Below are 17,285 nucleotides of genomic sequence, written 5' to 3'. Positions count from 1 at the left end.
CTTTATTACCAAATACGCGTATGGCACTCGTTATACGGCAATCGGCTCGCCGGTGGGAGAGGCTACCGACCTCTGACCCGTCAAGAATGCATCCAATATGCCAATTTTTATCGCAATCAGCGTTCGATGATCGCCGTGACCCCTTGCCCGCCCGCCGCACAGATCGAAATCAGCCCCCTGCCCTTGCCCGCCGCGTCGAGCAACTTGGCCAGATTGGCGACAATGCGCCCGCCCGTGGCGGCAAACGGGTGGCCGGCTGCCAGGGAGCTGCCCTTGACGTTCAGGCGGCTGCGGTCGATGGCGCCCAACGGTGCATCCAGCCCGAGGCGGGTCTTGCAGTAGTCCGCGTCCTCCCAGGCCTTGAGCGTGCACAACACTTGGGCAGCGAAGGCTTCGTGGATCTCGTAGTAATCGAAGTCCTGCAGCGTCAGGCCATTCCTCGCCAGCAGGCGCGGTACCGCGTAGACCGGCGCCATCAACAAGCCTTCGGCGCCGTTGACGAAATCTACCGCAGCCGCCTCGCCATCGCGCAAATACGCGAGGATCGGCAAGCCGCGCTCCTGGGCCCAGGCCTCACTGCCCAGCAGCACCAGGGACGCACCGTCGGTGAGCGGCGTGGAGTTGCCAGCGGTGAGCGTGCCCTTTTCGCTGCGCTCGAAGGCAGGCTTGAGGGCGGCGAGTTTTTCCAGGGTCAGGTCGGGGCGCAGGTTGTTGTCGCGGGTCAGGCCGAGAAACGGCGTCAGCAAGTCGTTGTGCCAGCCTTCGGCGTAGGCGGTGGCCATTTTCTGGTGACTTTCCAGCGCCAGTTGGTCTTGCTCGGCGCGTGGGATCTGCCATGCCTGCGCCATCAACTCGCAATGCTGGCCCATGGACAAACCGGTGCGCGGTTCGCCATTGCGCGGCAGTTCGGGCTTGAGGTGATGAGGACGAAGTTGTAACAGGAGTTTTAATTTGTCCGCCATGGACTTGCTGCGATTGGCCTGCAGCAGGAGCTTGCGCAGCCCTTCATTCACGCCGATCGGGGCGTCGGACGTGGTGTCGACCCCGCCGGCAATCCCGCATTCGATCTGGCCCAGGGCGATCTTGTTGGCCACCAGCAATGCGGCCTCAAGGCCGGTGCCACAGGCCTGTTGAATGTCGTAGGCCGGGGTTTGCGGCGACAGGCGCGAGCCGAGCACGCATTCGCGGGTGAGGTTGAAGTCGCGCGAATGCTTGAGCACCGCACCGGCAGCCACTTCGCCCATGCGCAGGCCGTGCAGGTTGTAGCGCTCGATCAAGCCCTCCAGGGCCGCAGTCAGCATCGCCTGGTTGCTCGCCGTGGCATACGGGCCATTGGAACGGGCGAAAGGAATGCGGTTACCGCCAATGATCGCTACACGGCGCAATTGAGTCATGAAAAGCTCCCTCGGTCTGTTATGGGCTGGCTGCTGTGGGCTGGATAACAGAGCCTAGTCGAACGACTGCTACCCTGGGATGGTCAACCCTTTGAACCCCAGTCTTCGGAGAGCGTTCCATGTCTGACCGTTATATCGACTTCGCCAACTCAAGCCTCGGCCATCGCCTGGTCGCTGCCATTGGCCTGCCGTCACCGGTACGCCTCGAACGCTGGCAAGCCGGGCGCCTGCGCCCGGTAGAAGGGGCATTGTTGCTCGGTGGCGGCGCGCTGGCGGCCAAGGTGCTGCCGTTTGCCAATAAACTCACTGACGCGATCTACAGCTACGGCACCGACGCCTCGACCGCCCCGGCGTGGATTCCCGGCCACGGGCCCAAACTCAAGGCGGTGGTGTTCGACGCCAGCGACTTGCAGCACACCGACCAGCTCAAGCAACTGCGTGAGTTTTTCCAGCCGCTGCTGAAAAACCTGGATAACAGTGCGCACCTGGTGATCCTCGGTCGCGCGCCGGAAAGTCTCGGCGATCCGTTTGCCGCCAGCGCCCAGCGCGCCCTCGAAGGCTTCAGCCGCTCACTGGCCAAAGAGTTGCGCAACGGTGGCGTGCTGCAATTGCTCTACGTTGGCGAGGGCGCCGAAGACCAGCTGGAAGGTGCGCTGCGGTTTTTCCTGTCGCCCAAGAGCGCCTACATTTCCGGCCAGGTTATCCGCCTGCAGGCCTGTGACACGCCGGTCGAGGACTGGACGCGCCCACTCGCCGGGCGCAAGGCGCTGGTCACCGGTGCCGCCCGTGGCATTGGTGCGTCCATCGCCGAAACCCTGGCCCGCGACGGGGCCGAGGTGATCCTGCTGGACGTGCCCCAGGCCAAGACCGATCTCGAAGCCCTGGCCGCGCGCCTGGGTGCACGTTCCGTGCTGCTGGATATCTGCGCCGAAGACGCCGCCAGCCAGTTGATCGAACACCTGCCCGACGGCCTCGACATCCTGGTGCACAACGCCGGGATCACCCGCGACAAGACCCTGGCTAACATGACCCCGGAATACTGGGACGCGGTGCTGGCGGTCAACCTGAATGCCCCGCAAGTGCTGACCAAGGCGCTGCTCGACAGCGGCACCCTGCATGACAACGCGCGCGTGGTGCTGCTCGCGTCCATCAGTGGGATCGCCGGCAATCGCGGGCAAACCAATTATGCCGCGAGCAAGGCCGGGTTGATCGGCCTGGCCCAGGCCTGGGCGCCGCTGCTCAAAGAACGGGGGATCAGTATCAACGCCGTGGCCCCAGGCTTTATTGAGACCCAGATGACCGCGCATATTCCGTTCGCCCTGCGTGAGACCGGGCGCCGCATGAGTTCGCTCGGCCAGGGCGGCTTGCCACAAGACGTCGCCGAAGCCGTCGCCTGGCTTGGCCAGCCGGGCTCAGGAGCGGTCAGCGGGCAAGCGCTGCGGGTGTGTGGGCAAAGTCTATTGGGAGCGTGAGCATGCAATGGCAGACAGTGGGCAGTCCCCCGTTTCTCGCGCCGCTGTACTGGCGCGCCGCGCTCAAGCGCAAGATCACCGGCACTGCGTTGCCCGAGCAGGGCTTGCGCTGCCGGGTCAGTGTCAATCCCAAAGCGGTCGCGGCGTATCGCAAGGTCTGCGGGTTTGCCGACAGCGCAGTGCTGCCGGCGACTTATCCGCACATCCTCGCGTTCGGCTTGCAGATGCAGTTGCTCACGGCCAAATCGTTTCCGTTTCCGCTGCTGGGGTTGATTCACCTGAGCAATCGCATCCGTATTCATCGTCCGCTCGGCGGTATCAGCGACCTGTTCATTGGTGTGCATGCGCAAAACCTCAAGCCGCATGCGAAGGGCGCAACGTTTGACCTGGTGACCACCGTCGAGGATTCCCTCGGCCTGCTGTGGGAGGCCGAGAGCCGCATGCTCTGTCGCGGCGTAAAACTGGAAGGCGCAGCGAGCGACGAGGCGCAATCGCCCCCCACCCAGGTCAGCGAAGTGAGCCGCTGGAAAGCCCCGGCCGATATCGGCCGCCGGTATGCGCGGGTGTCCGGCGACTACAACCCGATCCATCTCAGCGCGCTCACGGCCAAGCTGTTCGGCTTCCCCCAGGCCATCGCCCACGGACTGTGGAACAAGGCGCGCACCCTGGCGGCCTTGGGTGAACACCTGCCGGCCGCGAACATCGAGATAAACGTCGAGTTCAAGAAGCCGGTACGCCTGCCCAGTGAGGTCACCTTATGGGCCAGTGCGCCCGGGTCCAGCGGGGAGTTCGTGTTGAAAGGCGCGGGTGACATTGAACACATGGTGGGCAAATGGCAGCCAATCGCCTGAACAACCACTGATTAATTGTATATATACATCCTGGGTTATAGCGGACTTTATTAAGTCCGCTTTTTTATTCAACTCCTTGATTTTTAAAATATATATATCTTGATACATCCACCCCTTATACCCTTGGTATTAGTCGCTTAACCGGTACATCCGCGCCGTATATAAATCGTTAATACCAAGTAGAGCATTGTGAGAAAGAGCGCCCGGGCTTGTTATAGCCACACGGACAAACGCATCGCTATCCCTAGAAATAGCGAGCGTTTGAGACAACCAAGGTTGTACAGGTGCAAGGAACTCAATCATGAAAGCTCAAGTAGTGTTTTGGAAAGCAAGTACCGCGCTGGCCCTGGCAGTAGCAATGACGCTCGGCGGCTGCAGCAGCGGTGGTGGTGGGCATCACAGTGGCGGCTCCGCTTCCTCACCGGACGCATCCACTGGCGGTGGCGGTACCGGCGGCGGGGGTACTGGTGGTGGCGGCACAGGAGGTGGCGGTACCGGCACCACCAGCACCCTGGTCACGGCTAACGTGGCTGATACCCTCGGCGATACCGTAACCGGCCTCGGCGGCACTGTCAGCAGCCTCGGTACCACACTCGGCAGCCTGCCGATCGTGGGGGCTACCGCAGGTGGCCTGGTAACCTCTGTCGGCACCGCTGTCGGCAGCATCGGCACGGGCGTTTCGGATGGCCTGGGCACACTGGGTACCGACAGCAATGCACTGGGCAAAACCGTGGCCGGCGTGGCCAACGGAGTCGCCGATCTCGGCACCGGTGTCTCCACGACCGGTCAAAATGTGGCGACGCTGCTGGGGCAAGTGCCCGTGGTCAGCGGTGCCGCCCCCGTAGTCGGCAATGTAGTGGGCAAGGTCGGCAACGCCGTGACCATGCTCGGCGACACACTCAGCACGGCGAGCACCACCGGCCCACTGGGCTCGGTCACCAACACCGTCGGCGCGAAAGTACTGGTGCCCGTGGTGTCCCTGGTGGAAAAAACCACCGGCAAAGTCGGCACCACCACTGGCCTGGATACGCCTGTCGGCGGCCTGCTGCAAAAAGTCGGCGATACCGTTGACGGCCTGGGCGATAAAGTCGCCGATGCCGGCGGCACCGGCAACCCTGTCACTGGCGCTGTGGGCAATGTGCTCAATGGCGTGGGCACCGTGGTCGGTAAAGCCAGCGGCTATGTCGACCCGGCTGACGACAGCAGTGGCGGCAGTGGCGGCGGCACGGGTGGTGGCACTGGCGGTGGCACCGGGCAACTGGGCCTGGCGGAACTCATCGGTGGTGTGATCGCAGGCGCCGGCAGCGGCCTGGATGCAGGCAGCAGCAATGGCGTGGTCAGCGCGACCGGCGTCACTGGCGTCAAAGCGGGCGGTACCGTGGCATCGCTGGGTACCCTGCTGGGTGGCAGCGGCACACCGAACACCGCAGCAGGCGCACCGGTTGCTGCCCTCACCAATCAGGTCGGCGGCGCCCTGAACCCTATCACCAGCGGCGTTACCAGCCTGACCCAAAACGTCGGCAACGCCACCGGCCTGGGTGCTCCCGTCAACGGCCTGGTGACCAATGTCGGCGGCGCCGTCAGCAGCCTGGGCGGCAAAATCAGCGGCACTAACGCCAACCCGGTCACCAACGCCTTGGGCGGTACCGTGAGCGCAGTAGGCGGCACCGTGGCCTCGATCGGCGGCCTGGTGACCGGCGGCACCAACACCGGCGGTGGTTTGCTCGGCGGTGGCCTGAACCTGGGAGCCGGCGCATCCGCCTCCGCAGGTGCAGGTGCCAGTGCAAATGGGGGTCTGCTGGGCGGCCTGATCGGTGGCCTTACCGGCAAAAAATAGAATTGCACCTGGCCGATTAGACGGCCTCACCTACAGCGCCTACGCTTGGTTGAGACGAGAGACCCCAATAAGTCTCTCGTCTTTTTTTATGGGTCAATGATCGATCCCTGAAAACACCCGAACCGCGCCCCCAGAGCCCGGCGGGACCCTGCAATACGCTGCTGCAGTTTTGACCATGGAGTGTCCTATGCGCGCTTTGACGCCGTTGTTATTGCTCACCCTCAGTGCTTACGCCCACGCCGATACCCTACCCAGCTTCCTCAATAGCAACGACACCATTCGCAACCTGCCCGTGCCCAACCTGCCCGCCGATGCGTATCGACCGGCGACCCCGCAGACCCAGTTGCCCACCCCCGCTGCCACCGCTGCGCAACCCCTGCTGATGGACACCAAGGTGACCATTCGCAAGCTGCAGATCGACGGCGGCACGGTCTACCCGCTGAAGGAAGTCGCCCAGGCCTTCGAACCCCTGATCGGCCATGAAACCAACCTGGCGCAATTGATCGAAGCCACCCGCAGCATCACCCGCCGCTACCAGGAAGACGGCTATTTGCTGTCCTACGCCTTCCTGCCGGAACAACGCTTTGAAGGCGGCCTGGTGCACGTGGTGCTGGTCGAGGGTTATATCCGCGATTACGACCTGCAAGGCGACATCGGCTCGGTGTCGGCCTACGTCGACAAACTCGCGGAAAAACTCAAGGCCGAACGCCCGCTCACCCGCAAGACCTTCGAGCGCTACACCACGCTGATGAGCGCCATTCCTGGGGTGACCCTGCAGGCGCAGGTGCCGCCGCCCGGCACCACCGATGGCGGCACCCATATGCAAATCACCGCCAGCCGCAAACCGTTCACCACCAGCATGAGCCTGAACGAGGCCAGCCGTGGCGGCACGCAAGCGCTGCTGACGGCCACCAGTAATTCGTGGACATCCATGGGGGAACAACTGAGCCTCAGCGGGCTGTTCCCACCGGGCGACGACAAAGAGCATTACTACCGTGCGGCCTACAGCCAGTTCATCAATGCCGAGGGCACGCAGTTGGTGTTGTCGGGCGAGCGCTACCGCGCCGACCCACGCACCAGCCTGCAATTGGGCGACGGCTTCGAACTCAAGCCGCACCAGGAAATCGACCGCTACTCCATCGGCTTCAGCCACCCCGTGATCGCCTCGCCCAACGAGTCCCTGAGCCTCGGCGCCCGCTACTACGCGGTCGACCAGACCACCCGCTACAAACTCGAAGGTTTCCCCCAGCGCCTGGAGCTGCAAACCGACCTGCGCGCCTTGGCGTTCGAGGGTGATTGGCGCAAGGCCGATACCACCCAATTGCGCATCCTCAGCGCTGGCCTGTACCAAGGCATCAACGGCATGGGCGCCAAGACCCGCAGTGACTTCGGTGGCCTCAAGCCGGACCTCGATTTCTTCCGCCTGCGCCTGTCCGGCGTGCAGAGCAACAAGCTCTTCGATAACTGGCAAGGCGTGTTGTCCGGCGCGCTCTACTGGAGTGATGACACCCTGCCCGACAGCGAGCGCGCCACCTTCGGTGGACAGAACTTCGCCCGTGGCTACCCCGATGACCAGGGCTCGGGCGACAAGGGGTGGGGCGTGGCGTATGAGGTCAACTACAGCTACAACCGCGCCGGCGAATGGGTGCGCATCCTGCAGCCTTATGTGGTGTTCGACCGCGCCAAGACCTGGTTCAACGACCTGCCGATCAAAGGCAACAACATGTCATCGGCCGCCGTCGGCCTGCGCTTCGGTGACGCCAAGTACTACAACATCTCCCTGGAAGCGGCCAAGCCGATGTCGGAAGTGGCGCTGGACAACTTTGATCGGCGTCCGCGCTACACGTTGAGCTTCAGCTACCAACTCTAAACCTCGCACCGCGCTCACCTGCCAGGTGGGCGCAACCAGCCGCGCGGGCGATCTCACGGACGCCAGCACCGGCAAGGCGACCGCTACTCAGTGGATTTCTTTGCGAGAGGGAACAGGTTGTTCAAGGTATCGATCAACCGCACCAGGTAGATCGGCTTGCGGAACAGGTCGAGCACTTGCAGCCGCAGCATGTCGCTGACGTCGTCCATCTCGGCATGGCCCGACATGACAATCACCGGCAGGTGCGAGCGTGAGGTGTGTTCGCGCAGACGCTTGATCAAGGAAATGCCACTTTCCTCGGGCATGCGCAGGTCAGTGATGACCAGGGCAATGTCAGGGTGGAGTGTCAATTCTTGCAGGGCGAAGGTGACAGAGTTGGCGGTAAAACAGACAAATCCCTCGTTACCGAGGGACTCGGCAAGTTCGATCAGGGCGTCTTCTTCATCGTCCACCAATAAGATTTGTTGGCGACCCGAAGAAGATGCGCTCATGACCGTACCTGCCCGTGGATGAAGGGGGTGGCTTTACACTTTAACTCAGGTCACCGTGGTCATCTTGTTGGCAATACCGTTGAACACCGAGGCGATCTTGGTGCCCAGCCCCGAGCCTGCACCGACAATAACAATCGCCACCAGCGCCACGATAATGGCGTATTCAATACCTGACGCGCCCTCTTTGCGTTTGAAGAATAGTTGTGTCTGAACATAGAACTTCAACATCAGGTCAAGGAACATAAGACTTCTCCCTAAGAACGCCACTGAAAGCCGAAGGGCTCTAGATCCAGATAATCACGGCGTGCCACTAGAGCATTGTCAACAAACCCCAGGCTCACAACTGTAATAACGCATTAATCAGAAAGTATTAGTCACAACGTTGGCGCCATAAACCCGCTGTTCAAAAGGCAACGCCTTGGCGTGCAGATAAATTTTCTGTCAGGTAATGGCATTTCGTCCTAGCTGAGCTACCTTCAAATAGCCAAATCGTTAGTTGTTCATCACAGCCAGGTTGCGAATTAACTCGATTGGATTAACGAGTGTGTAATGCAACGGGAAAGGGAGAGCCGTCATGAACAGTCGTATCAGCATGGTCCTGGCCGGCTTGTTGCTGATCGGGGCATTGATTGCAGGGTACTGGGGGCTGGTACTGAGTCGCTCGCCGGAGCCCGTCACGGCACCCACCGCACCTGTCGTTTCCGTGGAAAAAACCGTCGCTGCCGTCGAAGACCAGAACCGCACCCCCGTCGTGGTATTGGTGCATGACGTCCCTGCTTTCGTACCACTGACCGCTGCTGACCTGGCCGTGGAAAAACTGCGCACCGTACCCGCCGGCAGCCTGACGCAACTGGACCAGGCGATCGGACGCAAACCGCTGCGCATGCTGGCTGCGGGCACCTGGCTCAACGAAGAGAGCTTCAACGCCGGCGGCCCGCTGGCCCGCATGATTCGCCCAGGTGAGCGGGCGCTGGCCGTCGCGGTGGATGAAGTCATCGGCGTCGCCGGCCAGTTGAGCCCAGGCGACTACGTGGACGTGCTGCTGTTCCTGCGACAGGACAACGGCAATACCGAGCCGTCAGCCCAAATCGTCCTGCCGGCCATGCGCCTGCTCAGCGTCGGCGATCAAATGGGCCTGGCCAATGACGGCACGCCTGCGGTACCACCACCGGCCACGCCTGAAGAACGCGCCCAGGCCGCACAACGCCGCGCCGGTGCCCGCACCGTAGTGCTGGCTGTGCCGGAAGCCTTATTGAGTCGCCTGATGCTCGCGGCCCAGGCCGGCACCCTGCGCCTGGCCGTGCGCAGCGCCGACGAACAGCTGCTCAGTCGCTACTGGGCCGGCGAAAGCGACGCACCGGACAAACTGGAAAGTGCCAACCGCGACCTCTATCAATTCACCCAGCTGGCTCTGATCGGCCCGCCCAAGCGGGTAGCCACAGTCGCCGGCGAGCCCGGCGCACGTCGTGGCATTGAAGTGATTCGCGGTGCCCAAGCAGCCCCACAAACCCCGTGATTGAGCAAGGATGCCTTGAATGAGCCATCGCTACACTGCCATGTTCACGCACCTCGCCTGGACCCTGATGCTGTTGAGCCTGCCGGCGGGCATGGCCTTCGCGGCGCCGGGTAATTGCAGCGCCCTTGGCCAGTTGCCCGCCGTGGTCGAGGTGGGAGAAGGCCTGCAACAGGAACTGCAATCGCCGGTGGCAATAACCCGCCTGGCGATTGGCGACCCGAAGATCGCCGATGTGCGCGTCAACGGCGACCGTAACTTCCTGCTGACCGGCGTCGGTGTCGGCGCGACCAGCCTGATGGTGTGGACCGCCTGCGCCAGCGCGCCGCGCCAGAGCATGGTGTTCGTCAAGGGCAAGGCCACTTCGGCGCTGACCAGCTTGTCGCTGTCGCCTTCCGAGGACCCACTGCTGCCCAGTCAGGTGCAGACCGACATTCGCTTTGTCGAGGTCAGCCGTACCAAGCTCAAGGAAGCCAGTACCTCATTGTTCGGCCAAGGTGGCAATTTCCTGTTCGGCAGCCCGGGCAATGGCACGATCCCCGCCACCACCGCCAGCAGCTTTCGCGGGCAGGCGGTGAATAATGGCTTTTTCAACATCGGCTTCGGTGGCGGGCGGATCTCGGCGATGATCAACGCCCTCGAACAGAGCGGCTTCGCCTATACCCTGTCGCGTCCCAGCCTGGTAGCCCTGAGCGGGCAGAGCGCAACCTTCCTGGCCGGCGGCGAAGTGCCCATTCCGGTGCCCAGCAGCGGCAGCGACAGTATCTCCATCGAGTACAAGGAATTCGGCATCCGCCTGACCCTGACCCCCACGGTGATCGACCGCAATCGCATCACCCTCAAGGTCGCGCCGGAGGTCAGCGAACTCGACTACAGCAACGCCGTGCAGATCCAGGGGATCCAGGTGCCCGCCCTGACCGTGCGTCGAACCGACACCAGCGTGTCCCTGGCCGATGGCGAAAGCTTCGTGATCAGCGGCCTGATCAGCAGCACCAACCGCTCCACCATCAGCAAGTTTCCAGGCCTGGGTGACATCCCGATCCTCGGCGCGTTTTTCCGCGATTCCAACATCAGCCGCGAAGAAAAAGAGCTGCTGATGATCGTCACGCCGCACCTGGTCCAGCCGCTGGCCGCGAATGCGCAACTGCCTTCCCTGCCCGGCGAGAAACTGCGCACCTACGACCCGAACTGGTACCGCCTGTTCTTCCTGGAAAACGGCAACTTCGATCGTCGCAGTGGACTTTCCCAATGAGCGATAGCCTGAGTCAGACATTTCTGGCAATTACCCGCAACACCACCGACCTGGAATGGCTCCAGGGCGCACTCGCGCCCCTTGGCCAAGTGGTCAGTGCCGGCGGTGGCAGCCTGGATGAGTTGCTCGCGCTGGTCGACGTGACCTTCGCCAACCTGGTGTTCGTCGGCCTCGACCGTGAAAACGTGGTGGCCCAAAGTGCGCTGATCGAAGGGGCCCTGGAAGCCAAGCCGATGCTCGCGGTGGTCGCCCTCGGCGATGGCATGGACAACCAACTGGTACTCAATGCCATGCGCGCCGGCGCCCGCGATTTCGTCGCCTATGGCTCGCGCTCCAGTGAAGTCGCAGGCCTGGTGCGGCGCCTGAGCAAGCGCCTGCCGCCGGTGACTTCGAGTGCGCAGTTGGGCGGTCTGACCGTGCTGTTTGGCACCCAGAGCAACGCCGATGGTGCGATGCTGGCGACACACCTGGCACTGGTGGTGCAAAAAAGCGGGCAGCAAACCCTGCTGCTCGACCTGGGCCTGCCGCGCAGTGACAGCCTGGCGCTGCTGGGGCTGGAAAGCACGTTCAACTTTGGCGATGCATTGCGGCACCTGCGCCGTCTCGATACCACCTTGATCAACAGCGCCTTCACCACAGCCCTGGATGGCCTGCGCATCCTGGCCTATGCCACCGGTGACGAACCGCTCAAACTGACCAGCGCCGCCGAGCTGTACATGCTGCTCAGCGCGTTGCGCCAACACTTCCAGCACATCGTCGTGAACATTACCGGGCAACCGGACAGCGAGGCGCTGCGTACCTTTGTCAGCCACTGCGACAAACTGCTGTGGTGCACCGACCAGAGCGTACTCGACTGTCGGCGCAACCTGGCGGTGCTCAACCGCTGGCGCGACAAAGGCATGAAACTCGAGCACGCCAAGCTGGTGGTCGACCGCTATATCAAATCCTGTGCACCCGACACCGAGGCCCTGGAAAAAAGCTTCGGCCTTGAGTGCATCGCCGTCCTGCCGCTGAGCGCCGAACTGCGCCTGAACGTCAAGAACCAGGGCCAGACCCTGTTCGCCCTGGCCCCACGCGAACCCCTGACCCAAGCCGTGCGGACCTTGGGCGAACGCCTGGCGAAACGCTCCGAGGGCCTTGAAAAACCCTCGATGCGCTGGTTTGAACGCTTCCTGGGGTCGGGACGATGACCAGCGAAAAACTCTTCGGCGGCCCGGCCCGCAGCGTCAGCGGCAACAGCGACCATGATGGCCTGAAGCTGGTGCTGCACCGCTACATCATTGACGCCATCGAGGAGTCAGGCAAAAACCTGCTCGAAGGCACGCGCCAGTCGCTGGCGCAGTTTGTCACCGACAAAGTCTCCGAATACATCACGCGCATGCGCCTGGCGATCTCGCGTTATGAAATGGAACGCCTGGCCGAAGAAATCGTCGACGAACTCACCGGTTTCGGCCCGCTGGAAGTGCTGCTGCGCGATCCCTCGGTGACCGAGATTCTGGTCAACGGGCCGCACCGGGTGTTTATCGAGCGCGACGGCCTGCTGCATCAGAGCGACCTGCGCTTTATCGACGATCACCACGTCGAGCGCGTGATGCAGCGGATTCTCGCGCCGCTGGGACGGCGCCTGGACGAGTCCTCGCCGATGGTGGATGCGCGCCTGCCGGACGGCAGCCGGGTCAACGCGATCATCCCGCCGATTGCCTTGGACGGGCCGTGCCTGTCGATTCGAAAGTTTCGCAAGGACATGCTCAAGAGCAGCGACCTGGTCGCCATGCAGACCATCGACCAGAGCATTTTCGAGTTCTTTCAGGAGGCCGTCGGCAAGCGTTGCAACATTCTCATCAGCGGCGGTACCGGCACCGGCAAGACCACGCTGCTGAATATCCTCAGCCAGTTGATTAACCCGCACGAGCGCCTGGTGACCATCGAGGACGTCGCCGAGCTGCAACTGGGCCATCCCCATGTGGTGCGCCTGGAAACCCGGCCGCCAAACGCCGAAGGCCATGGTGAAGTGCGGTCCAGCGACTTGATCCGCAACGCCCTGCGGATGCGCCCGGACCGCATCATCCTCGGCGAAATCCGAGGCGTGGAAGTGCTCGACGTGATGACGGCGATGAACACCGGCCACGACGGTTCCATGAGCACCGTACACGCCAACAATGCCCAGGATGCCCTGCTGCGCCTGGAAACCCTGGTGGGCCTGACCGGCCGGGTGATCGCGGAAAAAACCCTGCGCCAGATGATCTGCGCCGCCCTGGACGTGGTGATTCAACTGACACGCATGCCCGATGGCCGCCGCTGCGTCAGCGAAGTCGTCGAGGTGGTGGGCGTGCGCGACGACGTGTACGTCACCAATACCCTGTTCCGGCTGGACCGGCGCACCGGCTTCGGCTTCCTGCGCGAAGCCATCAACCCGGCCGGTGACAAACTGCGCCGCGAATCGGCCTTGCCGTTATAGGGGGCGCCTGATGACCGGACCTATGTTGCTGCTTTTTTGCCTGCTGCTGATCGGGCTGTCGCTCTGGCAGTTTCAGCACGGCCTGCGCAAGGCCCAGACTGACCGCGTGCTGGAGCGCCTCGGTGACGGCCAACCCGAGGCCCGCGAAGAACCCACTCGCTGGTCCGGCCTTGAGCGCATGTTTCTGCGCGCGGGGCTGGGCAAGCCGACTGATCGACTGGGCCTGTGGCTCAGCGGTTGGATCGTCGGCGCGTTGTTCGGCTACCTGATCGCCGACGGGCTGGGCCTCGCAGTGATGGTGCTGGGGCCGCCCATTCTGTTGCGCGTCTACATCAGTTGGCGTTACCAGCGGCGGGTGCAACGCATGGTCGAACAGTTGCCACAGTTGCTGGACCACAGCGTACGCAGCCTGAAATCCGGCAGGACCCTGGCCGACGCCGTATTGGGCGGTATCGAGAATATTGATAACCCGCTCAAGGAGGCCATGGGCCGTGTGCAGCGCAACGTGCGCATGGGCGTGAGCCTGCCGGACTCGGCGAGTGACTTTGCCGAATTCTACGAACAGGACGAATTTCGCCTGTTTGCCCTGGGCCTGAAGGTCAACCATCGCTACGGCGGCAACGCCAGCGAACTGCTGGAAAACCTGATCAAGATGATTCGGGAGCGTGAACAGGGAGCCCGCCAACTCAAGGCCATGACCGGTGAAACGCGCATGACCGCGTACCTGCTGGGTGGCTTGCCCGTTTTGCTGGTGAGTTACTTCATGCTGGTCAACCCTGGCTACCTGTTGACCATGTGGAACGACGACACCGGGCGCACCCTGCTGTTCGTCGCCCTCGCGATGGACCTGACAGGCACCTTCGCCATGTGGCGCATGCTGAGGAGCGTCTGAGATGGTGCTTCTGGCTGGCGCCTTGATGTTCCTTGCCGCCCTGGTGCTGGTGGGTGGCCAGGTCCTTGAGCATCGCCGGCGCGATCGCCGCGTCTCCGAACGGTTGCAGGGGCGGACCGGCAGCGATGACAAAATCGGCGCGTTCATGCGCCAACTCGGCGGCAGCAGCCTGGCCCAGCGCTCGGTCAGCCTGGACAATGAAACCCAGGTGCTGCTCAACCGGGTCGGTTGGCGTAAAGCCAGCCAGCGCTCGCTGTTTGCAGCCTTCCAGGTCGGCGTGCCGATTGTATTAATGGGCCTGACCTTCCTCGGCCAGGAGCTGTTTTTCCCGCAGGCCGCCCCTGTGTGGATTGCCCCCGCGGTTGCCTTGGGCATCGGCTACCTGCTGCCCAAGCGCGTACTCGCCGCGGCCGCCAAATACCGCCAGCAGCGGATCGCCAGAGAGATCGCCACCTTCATTCCACTGCTGCGCATCCTGTTCGAATCGGGCATGGCGGTTGAACAGTCTCTGCGCGTGCTGGGTAACGATGCGCAGCGCTTACTGCCGAGCCTCACGCACGAGCTGCGCCTGATCCTGGCCCGGGTCGATTCCGGCCTGGAGCTGGGCGAAGAACTGGGCAAGACCGCCCGCCTGCTTGAAGTGGACGAGTTCACCGACACCTGCATCATCCTTCAGCAATTGATCCAGCAAGGCGGCGGCGCGATGAAATCCCTGCTGGCGCTCAAGCAATTGCTGGATGACCGCCGGCTGACCCGCCTACAGGAATACATTTCGAAGATGTCGGCAAAAATGTCGGTGGTGATGATGGTGTTTCTGTTTCCAGCCTTGCTGATCGTGCTCGGCGGCCCCGCCTTTATCGGCATCGCCCGCGCCTTGAGCCACTTTTGAGGAAGCCCTGATGAAAGTACTGATCGCCGGCCTGGCCCTGTTGATGCTCGGTGGATGCGCCACCAACGGTCAATCGCCCTGGGCGGCTCTGACCACACCCGGCAGTTGCAGCAAGCCCAGCGCCGACCAGGAACTGGCGTTGAACCTGTCCGATGACCTCGCCAACGAAGGCAAGCTGCACGCCAGCCTGGCCAACCTGCAGAACCTGCCGGACACCTTGCCCCAGGTGCGCCAGCGCAAGGCGCGTAACTACCGTTTGTTGGGCCGCAGCGAAGCTGAGCCGTTGTACCGCAGCCTGCTCGGCACCTGCATGACGGCCGAGGGCGAGCACGGCCTGGGACAACTGGCCGCCGCCAAGGGTGACAACGGCCAGGCGATGGCCCACCTGCAAAGGGCTGCACGCCTGGCACCTACCGACGAAAAAATCCGCAATGACCTGGGGGTGGTGTACCTCAACCAATTGCGCCTTGAAGACGCGCGCTTCGAGTTCATGACGGCCATCGAACTCAAGCAGGGCGAACCGTTGGCGGCCGTGAACCTGGTGACTTTGCTGATCTATCAGGATGACTGGGGGCAAGCGGCCAAAGTGGTCAGCCAGTTGGGCCTGAGCCCCGAACAGGTCACCGAGGCCCAGGCTCGCGCGGTGAAACTCAAGGAGTCCAGCGCGGCAGCACGCAACGTCGCGGCAGTCAGTGATGCGCTGCCGGTGACCATCAAATAAGGAGTCGACGATGAAAGCCTATTACCTGGTTTACCTGGCGTTGCTGCCGCTGAGCGCAGTGGCCATTCCACCCGGCCCTTCGTCTCCACAGCAGGCAGAGACGGAGAACTGGATGGCGCTGCAGATCAATGGCCGAGCCGCCTCGCCGACGCCGCAAAAGACCACGCCCACCGAAAGGGAGCAGGCCATGCAGCGTTGGCTCGACAGCAACAAGCATCCGATTCCGGAGTTCTTCGAAGCGTCATCCAAAGGCGGGAAGAGTCAATAACGCTGCGCGCGTCAGTGGGCCGTCACCCGCTGGCGCATTGCCGAATTGTTCGGCGACAACGCCAATGCCAGTTGGGTGCGGTTATGCATATGGGTCAGGCGCAAGACCTGGGACACATACAGCTTGACCGTGTTTTCGGTGATGCCCAGCTCGCAGGCAATCTGATAGTTGGTCTGGCCCTTGCCCACCAGCCGCGCCACGTCCAGCTGACGGGGCGAGAGCTGATTGAAGATGGTCGGGATTTCCACCGGCCCGGCCTCTTCGGCTGACTCGCCATCGTCGGACAGCCCTGCATTCGGGCTGCGACGTACTTTGTCGAGGTCCTGGTACAAGTCATTGATCGACTCGGAAAGGTACTGCAGCTTCTGGTTCAGGTGCCCCAGTTGCAGCTCTTTTTGCCGTTCCTCCAACGCCGCTTCCTGGCGTTGCAGGCCTTCGAGCAATTCATCGAGGTTGATCGGCTTCTGGTAGTAATCGGAGATGCCTGCGCGCAAGGCCTTGATCACGTCCTGCTTGTCGGCACGCCCGGTGAGCATGATCGCTTCGAACGCGCGCTGCTTGCCGGCGACCTTTTGCATGGCCTGGACCAGCTCGATGCCATCCATGTCGGGCATGTGCAGATCGCACAGCACCAGGCCGATCTCGGCGTCTTCGCTGAAACGCTTCAAGGCGTGGCGGCTGGACTCACACGGGACACAACGATAACCACTGTTTTCGAGAAATTCGCAGAGCTCTTCCACGATCAGCGGCTGATCGTCGACCACGAGCACTTTTACTGCCGATGTGAGCTTGTTCACGCGCTACTCCATGCCTGGAAAGCCAATAGATTGACCTATCCCTTTCGACGAAGAATCCTATACATCTACTCAATAAACGTAGACCTACTTTATGACTATGTACATAGCGATAAAGGCCTTGTGCGACTAATGGATCCAAAATAAATACAGCGCGAAACCTGTCAATAAAAACGGCGCAAAAGGCTGTTTTGTTGACGCCTCCACACCCGGTTTCGCATGGCCCGCGCTAACCCATTGATGGATAAGCAGCCACGCGCCCAGGACGGGCGCAGCGCCGATCAATGACCACAACAAAGGGTCCACGGTGGTGGCCATTCCCAACGCGGCCAACAGCTTTACATCGCCCGCGCCAAAGCGTCCCAGCACATAGCCGGGCAGGCCCAACAGCAGCGCCAGGGCAAACGCCCAGCCACCCTCCTTCGCCGGCGCACCCAGCCAGGTGACACCCGTCCAGCTCAAATAAAGTAAGGCCAGCAGCCCAACCCCCAAGGTCAACCCATTGGCGATCTGTCGCTGACGCATATCCTGCACCGCACAGAGCCCCAGCCAGAGCACTATCACCACGCCATGGATCACGTAA

The 17,285-nt window shown here is 62.4% G+C and carries 17 protein-coding genes; 12 read left to right on the top strand and 5 right to left on the bottom strand.

Going from position 1 to position 17,285, the window contains the following annotated elements; all coding sequences use genetic code 11:
* Positions 1-116: 116 nt before the first annotated feature.
* A complete protein-coding gene (locus tag BBG20_RS03675) occupies positions 117-1,394 on the bottom strand; it encodes an acetyl-CoA C-acetyltransferase (RefSeq protein ID WP_065900349.1) in 1,278 nt (425 codons plus the stop codon).
* Between the two features lie 119 nt (positions 1,395-1,513).
* Between BBG20_RS03675 and BBG20_RS03670 the strand changes: the two genes are divergently transcribed.
* The 4 genes from BBG20_RS03670 (at position 1,514) to BBG20_RS03655 (ending at position 7,424) form a co-directional block, all read left to right on the top strand.
* Positions 1,514-2,866 carry a 3-oxoacyl-ACP reductase gene (locus BBG20_RS03670; RefSeq protein ID WP_065900347.1) on the top strand — a complete coding sequence of 451 codons (1,353 nt, stop codon included), beginning with the start codon at positions 1,514-1,516 and terminating at the stop codon, positions 2,864-2,866.
* A gap of 2 nt (positions 2,867-2,868) precedes the next feature.
* Positions 2,869-3,717, top strand: a complete 849-nt coding sequence (locus tag BBG20_RS03665; protein WP_065900345.1) for a MaoC family dehydratase — start codon at positions 2,869-2,871, stop codon at positions 3,715-3,717.
* A gap of 301 nt (positions 3,718-4,018) precedes the next feature.
* Positions 4,019-5,554 carry a collagen-like triple helix repeat-containing protein gene (locus BBG20_RS03660; protein WP_065900343.1) on the top strand — a complete coding sequence of 512 codons (1,536 nt, stop codon included), beginning with the start codon at positions 4,019-4,021 and terminating at the stop codon, positions 5,552-5,554.
* A 187-nt stretch (positions 5,555-5,741) separates the two neighbouring features.
* Positions 5,742-7,424 carry a ShlB/FhaC/HecB family hemolysin secretion/activation protein gene (locus BBG20_RS03655; protein WP_065900342.1) on the top strand — a complete coding sequence of 561 codons (1,683 nt, stop codon included), beginning with the start codon at positions 5,742-5,744 and terminating at the stop codon, positions 7,422-7,424.
* An 83-nt stretch (positions 7,425-7,507) separates the two neighbouring features.
* Here BBG20_RS03655 and BBG20_RS03650 read toward each other — a convergent pair whose 3' ends face one another.
* Positions 7,508-7,915: a response regulator gene (locus BBG20_RS03650; protein WP_065900341.1), complete on the bottom strand. Its 408-nt coding sequence runs from the start codon at positions 7,913-7,915 to the stop codon at positions 7,508-7,510.
* A 45-nt stretch (positions 7,916-7,960) separates the two neighbouring features.
* Positions 7,961-8,158, bottom strand: coding sequence for a Flp family type IVb pilin (locus tag BBG20_RS03645; RefSeq protein WP_065900340.1), 198 nt, complete (start codon positions 8,156-8,158; stop codon positions 7,961-7,963).
* 331 nt (positions 8,159-8,489) lie between these two features.
* Here BBG20_RS03645 and cpaB point away from each other — a divergent pair, with 331 nt between their 5' ends.
* The 8 genes from cpaB to BBG20_RS03605 are packed head-to-tail and all read left to right on the top strand — an operon-like array spanning position 8,490 to position 15,908.
* Entirely contained in the window at positions 8,490-9,431 is a 942-nt protein-coding gene (gene cpaB, locus BBG20_RS03640) for a Flp pilus assembly protein CpaB (RefSeq protein WP_065900338.1), read from the top strand.
* A gap of 19 nt (positions 9,432-9,450) precedes the next feature.
* Entirely contained in the window at positions 9,451-10,680 is a 1,230-nt protein-coding gene (locus tag BBG20_RS03635; protein WP_065900336.1) for a type II and III secretion system protein family protein, read from the top strand.
* Positions 10,677-11,870 (top strand): pilus assembly protein, encoded by a 1,194-nt coding sequence (locus tag BBG20_RS03630; protein WP_065900335.1) that lies wholly within the window; start codon positions 10,677-10,679, stop codon positions 11,868-11,870. The genes BBG20_RS03635 and BBG20_RS03630 overlap by 4 nt, the downstream gene beginning before the upstream one ends.
* Entirely contained in the window at positions 11,867-13,138 is a 1,272-nt protein-coding gene (locus BBG20_RS03625) for a CpaF family protein (RefSeq protein ID WP_065900334.1), read from the top strand. Before BBG20_RS03630 ends, BBG20_RS03625 begins: the two co-directional genes overlap by 4 nt.
* Positions 13,139-13,148: 10 nt before the next feature.
* Positions 13,149-14,030 carry a type II secretion system F family protein gene (locus BBG20_RS03620; RefSeq protein ID WP_065900333.1) on the top strand — a complete coding sequence of 294 codons (882 nt, stop codon included), beginning with the start codon at positions 13,149-13,151 and terminating at the stop codon, positions 14,028-14,030.
* 1 nt (position 14,031) lies between these two features.
* Positions 14,032-14,919 (top strand): type II secretion system F family protein, encoded by an 888-nt coding sequence (locus tag BBG20_RS03615; protein WP_065900332.1) that lies wholly within the window; start codon positions 14,032-14,034, stop codon positions 14,917-14,919.
* A gap of 10 nt (positions 14,920-14,929) precedes the next feature.
* Positions 14,930-15,640 (top strand): tetratricopeptide repeat protein, encoded by a 711-nt coding sequence (locus BBG20_RS03610; RefSeq protein ID WP_065900331.1) that lies wholly within the window; start codon positions 14,930-14,932, stop codon positions 15,638-15,640.
* 10 nt (positions 15,641-15,650) lie between these two features.
* The gene (locus tag BBG20_RS03605) at positions 15,651-15,908 is read left to right on the top strand and encodes a DUF3613 domain-containing protein (protein WP_065900329.1); all 258 of its coding nucleotides are present in this window, start codon (positions 15,651-15,653) and stop codon (positions 15,906-15,908) included.
* An 11-nt stretch (positions 15,909-15,919) separates the two neighbouring features.
* Here the strand turns inward: BBG20_RS03605 and BBG20_RS03600 are convergent, their stop codons facing one another.
* Positions 15,920-16,705 (bottom strand): response regulator transcription factor, encoded by a 786-nt coding sequence (locus BBG20_RS03600; RefSeq protein WP_065900327.1) that lies wholly within the window; start codon positions 16,703-16,705, stop codon positions 15,920-15,922.
* Positions 16,706-16,831: 126 nt separating this feature from the next.
* Positions 16,832-17,281 (bottom strand): prepilin peptidase, encoded by a 450-nt coding sequence (locus tag BBG20_RS03595; protein ID WP_065900324.1) that lies wholly within the window; start codon positions 17,279-17,281, stop codon positions 16,832-16,834.
* Positions 17,282-17,285 lie beyond the last annotated feature (4 nt).

Source organism: Pseudomonas aylmerensis, assembly GCF_001702265.1.
In the GTDB taxonomy this organism is placed as follows: domain Bacteria; phylum Pseudomonadota; class Gammaproteobacteria; order Pseudomonadales; family Pseudomonadaceae; genus Aquipseudomonas; species Aquipseudomonas aylmerensis.
The sequence above is the reverse complement of the archived record's forward strand: the minus strand, read 5'-3'. Positions and strand labels throughout refer to the sequence as shown.

Bases quoted from the DNA above. Each gene is read 5' to 3' on its own strand.
- BBG20_RS03675 (WP_065900349.1), bottom strand. From the start codon at position 1,394: ATGACTCAATTGCGCCGTGTAGCGATCATTGGCGGTAACCGCATTCCT.
- BBG20_RS03670 (WP_065900347.1), top strand. From the start codon at position 1,514: ATGTCTGACCGTTATATCGACTTCGCCAACTCAAGCCTCGGCCATCGC.
- BBG20_RS03665 (WP_065900345.1), top strand. From the start codon at position 2,869: ATGCAATGGCAGACAGTGGGCAGTCCCCCGTTTCTCGCGCCGCTGTAC.
- BBG20_RS03660 (WP_065900343.1), top strand. From the start codon at position 4,019: ATGAAAGCTCAAGTAGTGTTTTGGAAAGCAAGTACCGCGCTGGCCCTG.
- BBG20_RS03655 (WP_065900342.1), top strand. From the start codon at position 5,742: ATGCGCGCTTTGACGCCGTTGTTATTGCTCACCCTCAGTGCTTACGCC.
- BBG20_RS03650 (WP_065900341.1), bottom strand. From the start codon at position 7,915: ATGAGCGCATCTTCTTCGGGTCGCCAACAAATCTTATTGGTGGACGAT.
- BBG20_RS03645 (WP_065900340.1), bottom strand. From the start codon at position 8,158: ATGTTCCTTGACCTGATGTTGAAGTTCTATGTTCAGACACAACTATTC.
- cpaB (WP_065900338.1), top strand. From the start codon at position 8,490: ATGAACAGTCGTATCAGCATGGTCCTGGCCGGCTTGTTGCTGATCGGG.
- BBG20_RS03635 (WP_065900336.1), top strand. From the start codon at position 9,451: ATGAGCCATCGCTACACTGCCATGTTCACGCACCTCGCCTGGACCCTG.
- BBG20_RS03630 (WP_065900335.1), top strand. From the start codon at position 10,677: ATGAGCGATAGCCTGAGTCAGACATTTCTGGCAATTACCCGCAACACC.
- BBG20_RS03625 (WP_065900334.1), top strand. From the start codon at position 11,867: ATGACCAGCGAAAAACTCTTCGGCGGCCCGGCCCGCAGCGTCAGCGGC.
- BBG20_RS03620 (WP_065900333.1), top strand. From the start codon at position 13,149: ATGACCGGACCTATGTTGCTGCTTTTTTGCCTGCTGCTGATCGGGCTG.
- BBG20_RS03615 (WP_065900332.1), top strand. From the start codon at position 14,032: ATGGTGCTTCTGGCTGGCGCCTTGATGTTCCTTGCCGCCCTGGTGCTG.
- BBG20_RS03610 (WP_065900331.1), top strand. From the start codon at position 14,930: ATGAAAGTACTGATCGCCGGCCTGGCCCTGTTGATGCTCGGTGGATGC.
- BBG20_RS03605 (WP_065900329.1), top strand. From the start codon at position 15,651: ATGAAAGCCTATTACCTGGTTTACCTGGCGTTGCTGCCGCTGAGCGCA.